The 14,968-nt window shown below is 47.6% G+C and carries 13 protein-coding genes and 2 pseudogenes; 13 read left to right on the top strand and 2 right to left on the bottom strand.

Annotated elements, in window-relative coordinates:
• The first annotated feature begins 9 nt into the window (after positions 1-9).
• Genes purM through purD form a run of 4 tightly spaced genes read left to right on the top strand, consistent with a single transcriptional unit; the run spans position 10 to position 4,451 of the window.
• Positions 10-1,050, top strand: a complete 1,041-nt coding sequence (gene purM / locus H2R00_RS11525) for a phosphoribosylformylglycinamidine cyclo-ligase (RefSeq protein WP_182069123.1) — start codon at positions 10-12, stop codon at positions 1,048-1,050.
• Positions 1,047-1,634: a phosphoribosylglycinamide formyltransferase gene (gene purN / locus H2R00_RS11520; RefSeq protein WP_154999063.1), complete on the top strand. Its 588-nt coding sequence runs from the start codon at positions 1,047-1,049 to the stop codon at positions 1,632-1,634. Before purM ends, purN begins: the two co-directional genes overlap by 4 nt.
• Positions 1,631-3,169: a bifunctional phosphoribosylaminoimidazolecarboxamide formyltransferase/IMP cyclohydrolase gene (purH, locus tag H2R00_RS11515; RefSeq protein ID WP_182069121.1), complete on the top strand. Its 1,539-nt coding sequence runs from the start codon at positions 1,631-1,633 to the stop codon at positions 3,167-3,169. The genes purN and purH overlap by 4 nt, the downstream gene beginning before the upstream one ends.
• 13 nt (positions 3,170-3,182) lie before the next feature.
• Positions 3,183-4,451, top strand: coding sequence for a phosphoribosylamine--glycine ligase (gene purD / locus H2R00_RS11510; protein WP_154999059.1), 1,269 nt, complete (start codon positions 3,183-3,185; stop codon positions 4,449-4,451).
• 48 nt (positions 4,452-4,499) lie between these two features.
• On the opposite strand, the gene H2R00_RS11505 is transcribed toward purD, so the two are convergent.
• Positions 4,500-5,078 carry a TetR/AcrR family transcriptional regulator gene (locus tag H2R00_RS11505; protein ID WP_182069119.1) on the bottom strand — a complete coding sequence of 193 codons (579 nt, stop codon included), beginning with the start codon at positions 5,076-5,078 and terminating at the stop codon, positions 4,500-4,502.
• A 139-nt stretch (positions 5,079-5,217) separates the two neighbouring features.
• Between H2R00_RS11505 and H2R00_RS11500 the strand changes: the two genes are divergently transcribed.
• The 4 genes and pseudogenes from H2R00_RS11500 to H2R00_RS21245 form a co-directional block, all read left to right on the top strand.
• Entirely contained in the window at positions 5,218-6,441 is a 1,224-nt protein-coding gene (locus tag H2R00_RS11500; protein ID WP_154999055.1) for a cytochrome P450, read from the top strand.
• Positions 6,442-7,371: 930 nt separating this feature from the next.
• The gene (locus H2R00_RS11495) at positions 7,372-7,818 is read left to right on the top strand and encodes a DUF6376 family protein (RefSeq protein WP_154999053.1); all 447 of its coding nucleotides are present in this window, start codon (positions 7,372-7,374) and stop codon (positions 7,816-7,818) included.
• Positions 7,819-8,012: 194 nt separating this feature from the next.
• Positions 8,013-8,111: pseudogene (locus H2R00_RS21535) on the top strand (transposase); the annotation flags it as partial.
• A gap of 39 nt (positions 8,112-8,150) precedes the next feature.
• A pseudogene (locus tag H2R00_RS21245) lies at positions 8,151-8,396 on the top strand (transposase); the annotation flags it as partial.
• Positions 8,397-8,418: 22 nt separating this feature from the next.
• Here H2R00_RS21245 and H2R00_RS11485 read toward each other — a convergent pair.
• On the bottom strand, positions 8,419-8,649 hold the full coding sequence (locus H2R00_RS11485; protein WP_003179554.1) for a YgaP family membrane protein: 231 nt from the start codon (positions 8,647-8,649) through the stop codon (positions 8,419-8,421).
• Positions 8,650-8,774: 125 nt separating this feature from the next.
• Between H2R00_RS11485 and H2R00_RS11480 the strand changes: the two genes are divergently transcribed.
• From H2R00_RS11480 to pcrA, 5 genes are all read left to right on the top strand, one after another.
• The gene (locus H2R00_RS11480; RefSeq protein ID WP_182069117.1) at positions 8,775-10,514 is read left to right on the top strand and encodes an adenine deaminase C-terminal domain-containing protein; all 1,740 of its coding nucleotides are present in this window, start codon (positions 8,775-8,777) and stop codon (positions 10,512-10,514) included.
• A 25-nt stretch (positions 10,515-10,539) separates the two neighbouring features.
• Entirely contained in the window at positions 10,540-11,529 is a 990-nt protein-coding gene (locus H2R00_RS11475; protein ID WP_182069115.1) for a DUF3048 domain-containing protein, read from the top strand.
• Positions 11,530-11,531: 2 nt separating this feature from the next.
• Positions 11,532-11,843 (top strand): YerC/YecD family TrpR-related protein, encoded by a 312-nt coding sequence (locus H2R00_RS11470; protein ID WP_182069114.1) that lies wholly within the window; start codon positions 11,532-11,534, stop codon positions 11,841-11,843.
• A 150-nt stretch (positions 11,844-11,993) separates the two neighbouring features.
• Positions 11,994-12,680, top strand: a complete 687-nt coding sequence (pcrB, locus tag H2R00_RS11465) for a heptaprenylglyceryl phosphate synthase (RefSeq protein ID WP_182069112.1) — start codon at positions 11,994-11,996, stop codon at positions 12,678-12,680.
• A 59-nt stretch (positions 12,681-12,739) separates the two neighbouring features.
• On the top strand, positions 12,740-14,959 hold the full coding sequence (gene pcrA, locus H2R00_RS11460; protein WP_182069110.1) for a DNA helicase PcrA: 2,220 nt from the start codon (positions 12,740-12,742) through the stop codon (positions 14,957-14,959).
• Positions 14,960-14,968 lie beyond the last annotated feature (9 nt).

The raw sequence follows: 14,968 nt of genomic DNA, 5'->3' as shown, positions 1-14,968 counted from the left end.
GTGATTGTGTTGTCTGAAAGCTATAAAAACGCCGGGGTTGATATTGAAGCCGGATATGAAGCCGTAAAACGGATGAAAAAACATGTGGAAAGAACGAAGCGAATCGGCGCAATGGGCGGTCTTGGCGGGTTTGGCGGCATGTTTGACCTGTCAGAACTGCCGTACAAACAGCCGGTTCTGATTTCGGGAACGGACGGTGTCGGCACAAAGCTGAAGCTCGCTTTTGCGATGGACAAGCATGACACGATCGGCATCGATGCCGTCGCTATGTGTGTCAACGATGTGCTCGCTCAAGGAGCGGAGCCGTTGTTCTTCCTCGATTACCTTGCGGTTGGAAAAGCCGATCCCGTCAAAATTGAAGAGATTGTAAAAGGCGTTGCAGAAGGCTGTGTACAGTCTGGATCAGCGCTTGTCGGCGGAGAAACGGCGGAAATGCCGGGTCTTTATACAGAGGATGAATACGATATTGCCGGGTTCTCGGCCGGAGCCGCTGAAAAAGATGGCATCGTCACGGGCGAAAACATCAGTGAAGGACATCTTTTAATCGGACTTTCTTCAAGCGGACTTCACAGCAACGGCTTCTCTCTCGTTCGGAAAGTTCTTCTTGAAGATGCCGGTCTGAACCTTGATGAGACGTATACACCTTTTGAACGGCCTCTTGGGGAAGAGCTTTTAGAGCCGACGAAAATTTATGTCAAGCCTGTCCTTGAAGCGGTAAAATCAGGCAAAATCGCCGGTATGGCGCACGTGACCGGGGGCGGCTTTATCGAAAACCTGCCGCGTATGATGCCCGATGGCCTTGGTGTTGAAATCGACATCGGCTCCTGGCCCGTCCCTCCTATCTTTCCGTTCATTCAGGAGAAAGGCGGCCTGAAATCCGAGGAAATGTTCAATGTTTTCAATATGGGAATCGGCTTTGTCCTTGCGGTGAAAGAAGAGGATATGACAGATGTAATCCAAACGCTCGAAAATAACGGTGAAAAAGCCTATCTCATCGGCAGAGTAAAAGCCGGAAGCGGCGTTGTGTTTGGCGGTGCCGGTCTTTCATGAGAAAATTCGCGGTATTTGCATCAGGAAGCGGAACGAATTTTGAAGCGATCGAGAGAAGAATGAGAGAAGAGAACTGGGATGCCGAAATCGTCCTCGTCGTCTGTGACAAGCCCGATGCGAAAGTGCTTGAAAGGGCGGAAAAAGCCGGAATCCCGTCGTTCGCATTCCAGCCGAAATCATTCGAAAATAAAGCGGCTTTTGAACAGGTGATCGTTGAACAGCTCCGCCTCCACGGAGCGGAATGGATTGTCCTGGCGGGGTATATGAGGCTGATCGGCGATACGCTTCTTTCGGCTTACCGGAATAAAATCATCAACATCCATCCGTCGCTCCTGCCGGCGTTCCCCGGCATCGATGCGATCGGACAAGCGTACAGAGCAGGCGTGAAAGTGGCTGGCATCACGGTTCACTATGTTGACGAAGGCATGGACACCGGTCCGATTATCGCCCAGCGCGCCGTTGAGCTTGAAAAAAGTGAAACACTCGCGTCTCTTGAAGAAAAAATCCACAAATTGGAGCATGAGCTTTATCCCGAAGTAATCAAAGAGCTTCTTGAACTAAATGGCAGAGGTGAAAAGGAATGACGATCAAACGCGCATTAATCAGCGTATCTGATAAAACGAACATTGTCCCTTTTGTAAAAGAATTGACAGAGCTTGGCGTTGAAGTGATTTCAACAGGCGGCACAAGCAAACTTCTTCAGGAAAACGGCGTTGACGTCATCGGCATTTCTGAAGTGACGGGCTTTCCCGAAATCATGGACGGCCGTCTGAAAACTCTTCATCCGAATATTCACGGCGGGCTTCTTGCCGTACGCGGCAACGAAAAACACATGGCGCAGCTGAATGAGCAGGGTATCCAGCCGATCGATCTTGTCGTTGTCAATTTATATCCGTTTAAAGAAACGGTTTCTAAAGAAGACGTCACATTCGAAGAAGCGATTGAGAATATCGACATCGGCGGTCCCGGCATGCTTCGCGCAGCAGCGAAAAACCACCAGGACGTAGCGGTCATCGTCGATCCCCGCGATTACAGCCCTGTGCTGAACGACTTGAAAGAAAACGGCAGCGTCTCTCTTGAGAAAAAACGCGAGCTGGCAGCGAAGGTGTTCCGCCACACGGCAGCATATGACGCGTTGATCGCTGACTACTTAACAAACGTAACCGGTGAAAAAGAGCCTGAACAGTTCACCGTCACTTTTGAGAAAAAACAATCGCTCCGCTACGGCGAAAATCCGCATCAGGAAGCAGTCTTTTATCAAAGCGCGCTCCCTGTCAAAGGGTCAATCGCTTCAGCTGAACAGCTGCACGGAAAAGAGCTCTCCTACAACAACATCAAAGATGCGGATGCAGCACTACAAATCGTCCGCGAGTTCACCGAGCCGGCTGCGGTTGCCGTCAAGCATATGAACCCTTGCGGCGTCGGGACGGGCAACACGATCGAAGAGGCGTTTAACAAAGCATACGCCGCTGACGAAACGTCGATTTTCGGCGGCATCATTGCCCTGAATCGTGAAGTGGACAAAGCGACGGCTGAAACGCTTCACAAAATCTTTTTGGAAATCATTATCGCACCATCATTCAGCCAAGAAGCGCTTGATATTTTAACATCCAAGAAAAACCTTCGTCTCTTGACCCTCGATGTCAATCAGCCTGTGAAAAACGAAAAGCAGCTGACATCTGTTCAAGGCGGGCTCTTGATTCAGGATCTGGATATGCACGGCTTTGACGACGCTGACATTACGATTCCGACGAAAAGGGAGCCGACCGAACAGGAATGGGCTGACCTTAAGCTTGCTTGGAAAGTCGTGAAGCACGTCAAATCGAATGCGATTGTTCTGGCAAAAGACGATATGACGATCGGCGTCGGCGCCGGGCAAATGAACCGCGTCGGCTCCGCGAAAATCGCAATTGAGCAAGCCGGCGAGAAAGCGAAAGGAAGCGCGCTCGGATCAGATGCCTTCTTCCCGATGCCTGATACGGTCGAAGAAGCGGCTAAAGCCGGTGTGACTGCGATCATTCAGCCGGGCGGCTCGGTTCGTGATGAAGATTCGATTAAAAAAGCGGATGAATACGGCATCACGATGGTGTTCACCGGAATCCGCCATTTCAAACATTAAGGGAGTGACCAGCGTGAACGTATTGATTATCGGCAGAGGCGGCAGGGAGCACACGCTCGCCTGGAAAGCGGCGCAAAGCCCTCTCGTCGGCACTGTATATGCGGCGCCCGGCAATGACGGAATGGCCGGGACCGCCGTACTCGTTGATCTTGACGAAGGCAATCAAGAAGGGCTTCTCGCTTTCGCAAAGGAAAACAATATCGGACTGACGATCGTCGGCCCTGAGGTCCCTTTAATCGAAGGGCTTGTTGATGCGTTTGAAGAAGCGGGCCTTCCGGTGTTCGGGCCGTCGAAAAAAGCAGCGGTGATTGAAGGAAGCAAGCAGTTTGCCAAAGATCTGATGAAAAAATATCAGATTCCAACGGCAGAATACGAAACGTTTACATCTTTTGCAAACGCAAAGGCGTATGTTGAGGAAAAAGGCGCTCCGATCGTTATCAAAGCCGATGGGCTTGCCGCCGGAAAAGGCGTCACAGTCGCGATGACAGAGGAAGATGCGGTTCAGTGTCTGCATGACTTTTTAGAAGATGAAAAGTTCGGCGAAGCAAGCGCATCTGTCGTCATTGAGGAATTTTTGAGCGGTGAAGAATTTTCGCTGATGGCTTTTGTCAAAGGGGAAAAAGTGTATCCGATGGTGATCGCACAGGATCACAAACGGGCATTTGACGGAGACAAGGGCCCGAATACAGGGGGAATGGGCGCATATTCTCCGGTGCCGCAGATTTCGGATGCGGTCGTCGAAGACGCCGTTAAAACGATTTTGGAGCCGGCGGCCGAAGCGATGGTTAAAGAAGGGCGTTCGTTTACGGGAGTCTTGTATGCCGGCTTAATGCTGACCGAAAAAGGAACAAAAGTGATCGAATTCAACGCGAGATTCGGAGATCCGGAAACCCAGGTCGTATTGCCGCGTCTTGAATCAGACCTTGTACAAGTCTTGCTTGACCTCCTCGCGGAGAAAGAAGTGGAGCTGAAGTGGAAGGATACGGCGGCAGTCACCGTTGTTCTTGCATCTGACGGCTATCCGGAAAGCTATGAAAAAGGCGCGCCGATCGGCACGCTTGAGCCTGACATGGAACAGACCGTCGTCTTTCACGCAGGCACGAAAAAAAGCGGCGATCAGTTTGTGACGAACGGCGGCCGCGTCGCCAATGTCACGGCGTTTGCCGAGACGTTTGAAGCGGCAAGGGAAGCAGCCTATCAAGCGGTGGCACGAGTAAGAAAACCGGGGCTGTTTTACCGGACAGATATCGGCGCGCGTGCGCTCAAGGCAGCGCAGAAATAACCGATGAAGAGACAAAGCGGGACACCCGTTTTGTCTCTTTTTTTGCAGTCAATTTTTTTGGATCATCTTGATCATCGATTCAGCCATCAATTCGGGCGGATAGGGCATGCCGTTTTCAAGCCACCATGCGGCAGTGCCCGCAAAGGCGGAAATCACAAACCGCCGCTGGATGTTGAGAGGCACTGAACGGTCAGTATCAGCGGCTGCCGTTTTTTTGATTCCTGTCAAAAAGCTGTCATTCCAAAAATCATTGAGCAGCTCCTTAATGTTCAGCTCATATCTTCTGTTGATGATAATCTCAAAATCACCGCAGTTCTGTTGTAAATGCTGATAAAAGCGCAGCACATACCAGTACGCTTCAGGCTTTTCTCCGCTGCAATCTATATCAAGCGGCGAAAAAATCTCCTCTTTCATCGCTTCAAACATGTCTCTCATATTTTGATGAAGCAAATCGTCTTTATCTTGATAATGCTGATAAAATGTCGTTCGATTCAAGTTTGCCCGTTGCGTAATATCCTGTACAGAGATTTTTCCCCATTCTTTTTCAGCAAGCAGTTCAAACAAGGCTTTTTTTAAGTTTGTTTTCGATTTTGTGATCCGCTTGTCCCCGCGGTAGCTATCAGCCACTCCATCCGCCTCCTCAAAACACTTTTTCGACACTTCTTTGCCATTTGTTGGTTGAATGGTCAGGTGGAATCTTTTAATTTAAAACTAACATATTGAACTTCATGAATCAGCTGACAAGCAACCGAAGGAGTGAAAGCGAATGAGTCAAACAAAAGAGCAAAACCCTATTCAGAAAGCGCTGATTAACGGAAAGAACAGACAAGACCCGTATGATCCGTTTCCATGGTATGAAAAAATGCGCACCGAATCACCGATTCACTATGATGAAGACAGCAAAGTGTGGAGCGTGTTCCGTTATGACGATGTCAAAAGAGTGATCAGCGACAAAGACTTTTTTTCAAATCAATTCCCTCAGCTTGGAACTGGCAATACGTTTGCGAAAACGATGATCAGCATGGATCCGCCGAAACACACGAGAATCAGATCGATCGTCAACAAGGCTTTTACACCGCGCGTCATGAAAGAGTGGGAGCCGCGCATTCGCGAACTGACGAATGAACTGCTCGCTGATGTCCGCGGCAGGGAAGAGATCGACCTTGTACAGGATTTTTCATATCCGTTGCCCGTAATCGTCATTTCGGAATTGCTCGGCGTTCCTTCGGTGTATAAGCATCATTTCAAAGAATGGTCCGACCTGTTGGTCAGCCTGCCGAAGAGCGATCGGCCAGAAGATGTGAACGAGTGGAAAAACATCAGGGATCAAGGCGAAGAAGAGTTGACCGCATTTTTTGAAAAGATGATTGAAGAGAAAAGACAAAATCTCGGCAATGACCTGATTTCGCTTTTGATCAAAGCCGAACAAGAAGGGGACAAGCTTTCCCCTGATGAATTGGTTCCGTTTTGCAATCTGCTCTTGATGGCGGGGAATGAAACGACGACGAATTTGGTTTCAAATGCGGTCTACAGCATTCTCGAAACACCGGGTGTGTATGACGAGCTCGCCAGGCATCCTGAACTGATTCCGCAGGCCGTCGAGGAAGCCGTCCGTTTCCGGGCGCCAGCGCCGATGATCGTGCGCTTTGTTAAACAGGATACCGAGATCAGAGGAGTGAGCTTGAAAAAAGGAGAAGGTGTGATCGCTTTCCTTGCCTCTGCCAACCGTGATGAAACGAAATTTGAGAGGGCGCACGAATTTGATATTCACCGCCATCCGAACCCGCATATCGGATTTGGGCACGGCATCCACTTCTGTTTGGGCGCCCCGCTCGCGAGGCTGGAAGCGGCGATCGCCATTGAGGCGCTCTTAAAGCAGTATTCCTCGATGGAAAAGCTTGCGATCGTGCCGATGGCCGACAGCAGCATGTACGGCTTGAAACATTTCCGTCTGCGGGTGAAGACAGCAGGGGAAACGGCGCCTAACTAATTAAAAAAAGCACCCGAAAAGGTGCTTTCAGCGTGTCGAGAAACCCTCGCATTCGTTGTCAGGCCTGCGCGTCGGTGCTCACGAATTCCAACATTCGCTCCGCTCCAATGCTCGGCCTTCCTAGACTGCAAGGGTTTTCAATCACGCTGAAGGATGACAAAAAAAGCACCCGAAAAGGTGCTTTTTTATTGTCGGTGGGAAAATCGCCCAACCTTTAGTAACATTTTATTAAGACAGTGATAGGAAAGGAGAAAGTATATGAGTCATGTAACCTGCAAAAGGGTAAAAAACAAATATCAAAAGACGAGACGTTTTATTACATAGACAAGCCTGTCGGACTATCAGGATTCGCCCATGTCAAAAGGTTTTTGGAGAGCAACGGCTTGATTTTATGTGAAGACTGTATAAGAGAGCATTTGCAAAAATGACATCATTCAACATAAAAAAAGCCCCTATAAAGGATGACGAAATCCTAAAACTTTTAAACCGTTTTAGGATTTCGTCAACAATCTGCCACCTTCTTTCCCAAGAAGGTGTTTTTTTACGGACAGGGCATTTCTTTCATAAGCCGGTCAGCAGGAATTTGACTGGATAAGCCTTGTGCTTTAAAATGAAAGTAATAAAAATGAATACTCCAAAGGGGAGTAGCTGTCACAGTAAAGTCGTCATTACGGGATGTCCTAGATCCTCGGCTTTGCTGGCAATCTAATTGTTAGCGAGACCTTTGCCAAATCTGATTTGGTGAAGGTCTTTTTGTTTATCCACTTCACCAAATCGGTGGAGTTTTTTCATTTTTATCAAAAGGGAAAGGAGACTGACGTGTCTAAGCTCGGGAAATGGCTGAAGCGTGAATTGGTGAAGTTTAGTGAAAGAAAAATGAATTCCGATTTTGAAAGAAAAAATGAAAAAGAAACGATAAGGAGGCAAACAATGAAAAGAATTCTTATAGTTCTTGCCGGAATGGGCCTTTTAGGTGCAGGCGGATGCGGAATGCTTGATCAGGTGAATGACGGATTGAACTATACAAATGAAGCGGCCGGCTATATCCAAAAAGTGAAGACATTTGCGGAGGAGGCGCCTTCTTTGGCTGAACAGGCTGTAAACGACACGGGTGCAAAAGAAAAGCTGGAAACTCAGCTTGAGTCTATCCAGCAGGCTGCAGCCGATTTTAATGAATTAACCCCTCCCGATGCCGCAACCGAGATTCATAACACGATCGAGAAGCATAATGAAACACTGCAAAAAAGCGCTGAGGATGTGTTGAAAAGTGTTGAGGAGGGAAAATTAACAGTCGAGAAGCTGGAGCAGTCAGAATTGGTGCAAAGCGCTCAGCAGATCAGCGATGTGATGGGCCAGATTGAAAAATTGACCGAATAGAAAAAAGCATCCCGGTTTGGGATGTTTCAGCTTGTCGACAAAGTCATAAAAAGTGGCTTCATCGACAAGCTTTTTTTAAAAAAATGTGAGTGGAATCTAGATGATGTTGTCCAAGCACTCAACAGATCAACGTGAACAGCTTGAAGTCGTTGCCTTAAAGCGAACTTGTCTCTGAAGATCATCTGGTCAGGAAGATGAAGGAAGCCGTGGATTTTTCATTTATTTATGAAAAAGTTGCCCCTCTTTATTCTTCAAAAGGACGTCCAAGCATTAATCCCGTTGCATTGATCAAAATGGTTCTGATTCAATACGTGTTTGGGCATCGCTCCATGCGCGAAACCATCGAACGGGTTTTTGCGAAATTAAAACACAAGCATGGCCTGCGCTGGACAACCCTGCGGGGAAAGAAAAAATTGTCCATGCAGGCGATGCTTGTTTTCGCTGCCATGAATCTAAAAAAGCTTGCGAATTGGATGTGGAAAGGCCCTAATCGCCGGCTTTTTCATCGAAAAAACAAAATAAACTGGACAAAAATAGGTAGGATCTTAGAAATCCGACCTATTTTGTCAACGGTCTGAAAGCACCTGTAAAAGGTGCTTTTTATGATTGTTCGCCAGTCTCTCCCTGCTGTTTCATATACGTTTGGCAAACATACGTCATGGGACAAAATCTTAAAATGCCGGAAGCGGCCTTCATCGCTCCCATAAACATGCAGAAAAGCGTCATTCTGCACCACGGTTTTCTCGTGAATTTTGCTGCTGCTGCAGACAGGATCGTCAGCCCGCAGGCGATACGAAAAACGGCGTCAAACAGTCCGATGTTTTGCTTCATACTTCATTCCTCCTATTTAAATAATTAAATAAAGTGTTTTTTCGAAAAATTGTAACGGATTGGTAATGCGTGACCATAGTAAATGTGTTAACATAGGATCATTACATGTAAAGGAGAGTATGTGAATGTCCGAACGCACCTTAATTTGGAAAAACAAACACATCAGATCGCAAGTTGATGTTGTAAGTTCAAGGCTGCAGCCAACGCTCCTTTTACGAAATGCATCTGTACTGAACCCGTATGTAAAGCAATGGATTCAGGCAAACGTATGGATTCATCATGACAGAATCGTTTACGTCGGCCGTGACTTGCCGAAGACGGCTGTTAAAACTACAATAGATTGTGAAGGAAAATACATTGTACCCGGGTATATTGAGCCGCATGTACATCCTTTTCAAATTTATAATCCCCAAACTTTGGCTGAATATGTGTCACAGTTTGGAACGACGACATTCGTAAATGACAACTTGTTTCTGCTTTTACATTGCGGAAAAAAGAAAGCGTTTTCTATATTGGAAGAACTGAAAAAACAGCCTGTCCACTACTATTGGTGGTCAAGGTATGACTTGCAGACTGAAGTGTTGAATGAAGATCAAATCTTATCGATCGATTACCGAAAGCATTGGGGAGAACACCCGGATGTCATCCAGGGAGGAGAAATGACAGGCTGGCCGCGCCTTTTGGACGGCGATGATCTGCTCCTTCATTGCATGCAGTGCACGAAAAGAAGAAGAAAGCGGATCGAAGGCCATTTTCCGGGTGCATCGGAAAAAACGCTGACGAAGATGAAGCTTTTCGGCGCTGACGCCGATCATGAAGCCATGACTGGAAAGGAAGTGCTGAAGCGGCTTGAACTTGGATACCACGTCGGCTTGAGGCAGTCTTCCATCCGCCCTGATTTGCGAAAGATTTTGCGCGAGCTGCACGAAGAAGGCTTTCACCATTATGACCATATGTTTTATACAACGGATGGCGCAACGCCGAACTTTTACAAAGAAGGCATGACAAACAAGCTGATTGAAATTGCCATCGAAGAGGGCGTGCCGCTGATCGACGCCTATAATATGGCTTCGTTTAATATCGCTAAGTATTACCATATGGAAGACATTCTCGGTGTGGTTGCACCGGGCAGATACGCGACGCTCAATATTTTGAAGAGCCCTGATGAGCCGAATCCAGAGACGGTTTTGGCAAAAGGGCGTCTGATCAAATCAGACGGCGCAAATATGAATGCGTTTTCTGTCCCGGACTGGCAAAAAGGGGGTCTTGTCCCTCTGAACCTTTCATATGATCTAACGATGGATGATTTGCAGTTTTCGATGCCGCTCGGCTTAAAAATGAGGAATTCCGTCATTATGGAGCCTTATACGATTGAAATTGACAACTCTGTGAACCAGCTTTCTTTTGACCATGATGAAAGCTATCTCTCGCTGTTCGACAAATACGGAAAGTGGCGTGTCAATACGATGCTGAAAGGCTTTGCAACCCGCGTCCAAGGGTTTGTCAGCTCCTATTCGACAACGGGAGATATTATCGTGATCGGCAAAAACAAGAAAGACATGCTTTTGGCCTTCAAACGGATGAAAGAAATCGGAGGAGGTATCGTATTAGCGGAAAACGGAAAAATTCTGCACGAAATTCCTCTTCATTTAAGCGGCGGCGCATCAAATGAGACGTATGAAAAGGTGCTTGAAAGGGAAAAAGCGTTAAAAGAGCTTCTGTTTGAAAGGGGCTATACGTTTGACGACCCGATCTACACCCTGCTCTTTTTGCAAAGCACTCATCTGCCTTATATCAGGGTGACGCCGAAAGGGATCTTTGATGTGATGAAAAAAACTGTACTCTTTCCATCGATAATGCGTTAAAATATAAAAGAGCGGGAGCTAATTTATGGTTAATCGATATGTAAGAGTACTGCTTTGTTTTGCTTCGCTTTTACTGCTTGCATCGTGCCAGTCGCAGGAACAGCAGGAAAAGGAAAAGAACATTCATCCGCTGACAGGATTGAAGGCGGACGGAGATATTCGGCAGCGGCCCATTGCCGTTGTGGTGAACAATCATTCAAAAGCAAGGCCGCAATCGGGATTAAGCAAGGCTGACATTGTCATTGAAGCTCTCAGTGAAGGACCGATCACACGATTGCTGGCGATCTATCAAAGCGACATGCCTGAAGCGGTTGGCCCAGTCCGCAGCGCCCGGGAATATTTCATTGATTTGGCTCTCGGTTTTGACAGCATCTTGGTGCATCACGGCTGGAGTCCGGCTGCAAAAAGCCGCCTGTTGAACGGCGACGCCGATCATATCAATGGAATGGATTACGACGGCAGCCTGTTTTGGAGGGCCGATTTTCGGGAAGCGCCCCATAATTCATACACGTCATTCAAAAACGTAAAGCAAGCAGCAGATAACAAAGGATATGCCATCGAAACCCGCACAGAACAGCTCACTTTTAAAGCAAGCCATGACAAACCTTCGGATGCGCTTTATTCTATACGGTTAGATTATGGAACAAAATCCGTTACAAACCGTGTCGAATATGGTTATGATAAAAAGGTTGAAGGCTATGTGAGAAAGTCAGACGGCGTTTTGACAACAGACCTTGAAACAGAAGAACCGGTTGTTCTTCAAAACATTCTAATAGCGGAAGCCGAACATCATATGAAAGATGCGTATGGGAGAAGGGATATTGACCTTCGTTCAGGCGGAAAAGGACTCCTTCTGCAAAACGGGGAAGTCCATCGGATCAGCTGGAAGAACGAAAACGGCCGGATCATACCGAAGACGGACGGCAAAACCGTTCCGTTCGTGCCGGGAAAAACGTGGATCAATATCGTTCCCGATCTCAGCAAGGTTTCTATTAGCAAAGGAGAAGGTGTGTAAAGATGCAGATCGATAAATTGCGCGGGAGAGAGCTGGACCAGCTTTTTCAATCCATACTATCACTAAAAGATCTCGAAGAATGCTATCGTTTTTTCGATGATTTATGCACAATAAATGAAATTCAATCATTGGCTCAGCGGCTCGAAGTAGCCAGAATGCTGCGCGACGGCAACACGTATCATAAAATTGAGACGGAAACCGGAGCGAGCACCGCGACCATTTCCAGGGTGAAGCGCTGCCTGAACTACGGAAATGACGCCTATATCATGGCGCTGGACCGCGTCAAAGCAAATCAATCTGAAACATCATCATGATGTCATGAAACCGCCTGGCTCAGGGCACTGAGCACCGGCGGTTTTTTTATGCTTTCTGCCCGTTTATCGTTTATTCGTTATCCGTTTTTCGAAAGGGGCTGAATTTGTTATAATATTTAAATGGTAAGAACGAATGGAGGAGCTTTTTTCATGTACGATATTACCGAGTGGAAGCACGTCTTTAAACTCGATCCGAATAAAGATATTACGGATGATCAGCTTGAACAGCTGTGCGAATCCGGAACAGACGCGGTTTTGATTGGCGGAAGCGACCATGTCACAGAAGATGACGTCCTTCGGCTGATGTCAAAGGTGCGCCGCTTTTTAGTGCCGTGCGTCCTTGAAGTGTCGACGATTGACGCGATCGTCCCGGGGTTTGACCTGTATTTTATTCCGACTGTGCTCAACAGCAGGGATACAGACTGGATTGCCGGCTTACATAAAAAGGCGATGAAAGAATACGGCGAGCTGATGTCGCCTGAAGAGATTGTTGTTGAAGGGTACTGTATTTTGAATCAGGACTGCAAGGCTGCCGCTTTGACGAACGCAGATACCGAGCTTGACATTGAGGATATTAAAGCATACGCCCGCGTGGCTGAACATCTTTTCCGCCTTCCGGTCTTTTATCTTGAATACAGCGGCATGCTGGGTGATTCAGAGACCGTTAAGGAGACAAAAGCCGTGCTTCAGGAAACGACACTGTTTTACGGCGGCGGTATCAAAGATGCAGAGACGGCGGTTAAAATGGCTGAACACGCCGATGTGATCGTAGTCGGAAACGCGATTTATGAGAACTTCGAAGAAGCGCTGAAAACGGTACATGCCGTAAAAGGATGAGCACAACGAACCGGATTGGTTTATAATAGAACATATGTTTGAATAGGCGGTGAACGGAATTGAATTACATTAGCGACCAATTATTAAGCGGATTAAACAAGATGCAGCAGGAAGCGGTCAAAACGACGGACGGTCCGCTTTTGATTATGGCCGGAGCAGGAAGCGGAAAGACGCGGGTATTGACACACCGCATTGCATATTTAATGGCGGAGAAGCGCGTTGCCCCGTGGAACATTTTGGCGATTACGTTTACGAACAAAGCGGCCAGAGAAATGAAAGAGCGTGTGGAACGCATTCTCGGACCGGGAGCGGATGACATCTGGATTTCGACGTTTCACAGCATGTGTGTCAGAATTTTGCGGAGAGACATCGACAGAATCGGCATCAACCGGAACTTCTCGATTCTTGATACGTCTGATCAGCTTTCCGTCATTAAAGGAATCCTAAAAGAAAGAAATATCGATCCGAAAAAATTCGATCCTAGAAGCATACTCGGATCGATTAGCAGTGCGAAAAACGAATTGATCGACCCGGAAGAGTACGAGAAAACGGCCGGCGGTTTTTTTGAACAAGTCGTCAGCGATGTCTACAAAGATTATCAGAAGAAACTGCGGAAAAATCAGTCGCTCGATTTTGACGATTTGATCATGACGACGATTGTCCTGTTTGACCGTGTGCCGGAAGTGCTTGAATACTACCAGCGGAAATTCCAATACATTCATGTCGATGAGTATCAGGATACGAACAGGGCGCAGTATTTGCTCGTCAAAAAAATGGCGCAGCGCTTCCAAAACATCTGCGTCGTCGGGGACTCCGACCAGTCGATCTACAGATGGCGCGGAGCGGACATTGCCAACATTCTGTCGTTTGAAAAAGACTATCCGAATGCAAGCGTCATTTTGCTCGAACAAAACTACAGGTCGACTAAGCGGATATTGAACGCGGCCAATGAAGTCATTCAGAACAACTCAAACAGAAAGCCGAAAAACCTCTGGACCGAAAATGACGAAGGGGCGAAAATCTCCTACTTCAGAGGCGACAACGAATTTGGCGAAGGCCAATTTGTCGCGGGCAAAATCCTGGAGCTCGTCGGCTCTGGAAAACGATCCTTCTCAGATATCGCGATTTTGTACCGGACAAATGCCCAATCGCGGGTCATCGAGGAAACACTGATGAAAGCGAACATCAACTACAACATCGTCGGCGGCACGAAATTCTATGACAGAAAAGAGATCAAAGACATCCTTGCATATTTGCGCCTCGTCGCAAACCCTGACGACGATATCAGCTTTGCGCGGATCGTGAACGTGCCGAAGCGCGGCGTTGGAGCGACTTCAGTCGATAAAATCGCGGCTTATGCCGATATGAACGGAATGTCTTTATTTGAAGCGCTCGGCCAGGTTGACTTTATCGGCCTTAGTGCAAGAGCGGCCAACGCGCTTGATGAGTTCAGACAGACGATCGAAAACCTGACGAATATGCAGGAATACTTATCCGTCACAGAGCTTACGGAAGAAATCCTTGAAAAAACCGAATACCGCGAAATGCTGAAAGCGGAAAAATCCCTGGAGGCGCAGAGCCGCCTTGAGAATATCGACGAATTTCTCTCCGTAACGAAAAACTTTGAGCAGCAAAGCGAAGACAAATCTCTCGTCGCTTTTTTGACCGATTTGGCGCTCATCGCCGATATCGATCAGCTTGATCAGAAGGAAGAAGAGACCGGAAGTCAAGACGCGGTCATCTTAATGACGCTTCATGCCGCAAAAGGACTCGAATTCCCGGTTGTATTCCTAATGGGGCTTGAAGAAGGGGTATTCCCACACAGCCGCTCTCTGATGGAGGAAGCGGAGATGGAAGAAGAGCGGAGGCTCGCATACGTCGGCATCACGAGGGCTGAGGAAGAACTTTATTTAACAAACGCCCGGATGCGGACATTGTTCGGGAGAACGAATATGAACCCTGAATCAAGGTTCATTGCGGAAATACCAGAGGAATTATTGGACAATCTAAACGAGAAGAAAAAAGATCTGAAAACGCCGTTTGGAAGAAAGCCTGAGCGGAGAGGCCCCGTTACCCGGCCGGCAGCATCGTACAGCAAAACCGGCGGCGACGGAGTCGCCTGGGCAGTTGGCGACAAAGCCTCCCATAAAAAATGGGGCGTCGGAACCGTTGTCAGCGTCAAAGGATCCGGCGAATCGACTGAGCTTGACATCGCCTTCCCGAGCCCGACTGGAGTGAAGCGTCTTCTCGCGGCCTTTGCGCCAATTGAAAAGCAATAATGGCAAAAG

The organism is Bacillus haynesii, from assembly GCF_014042035.1.
Taxonomy (GTDB): domain Bacteria; phylum Bacillota; class Bacilli; order Bacillales; family Bacillaceae; genus Bacillus; species Bacillus haynesii.
The sequence above is the reverse complement of the archived record's forward strand: the minus strand, read 5'-3'. Positions and strand labels throughout refer to the sequence as shown.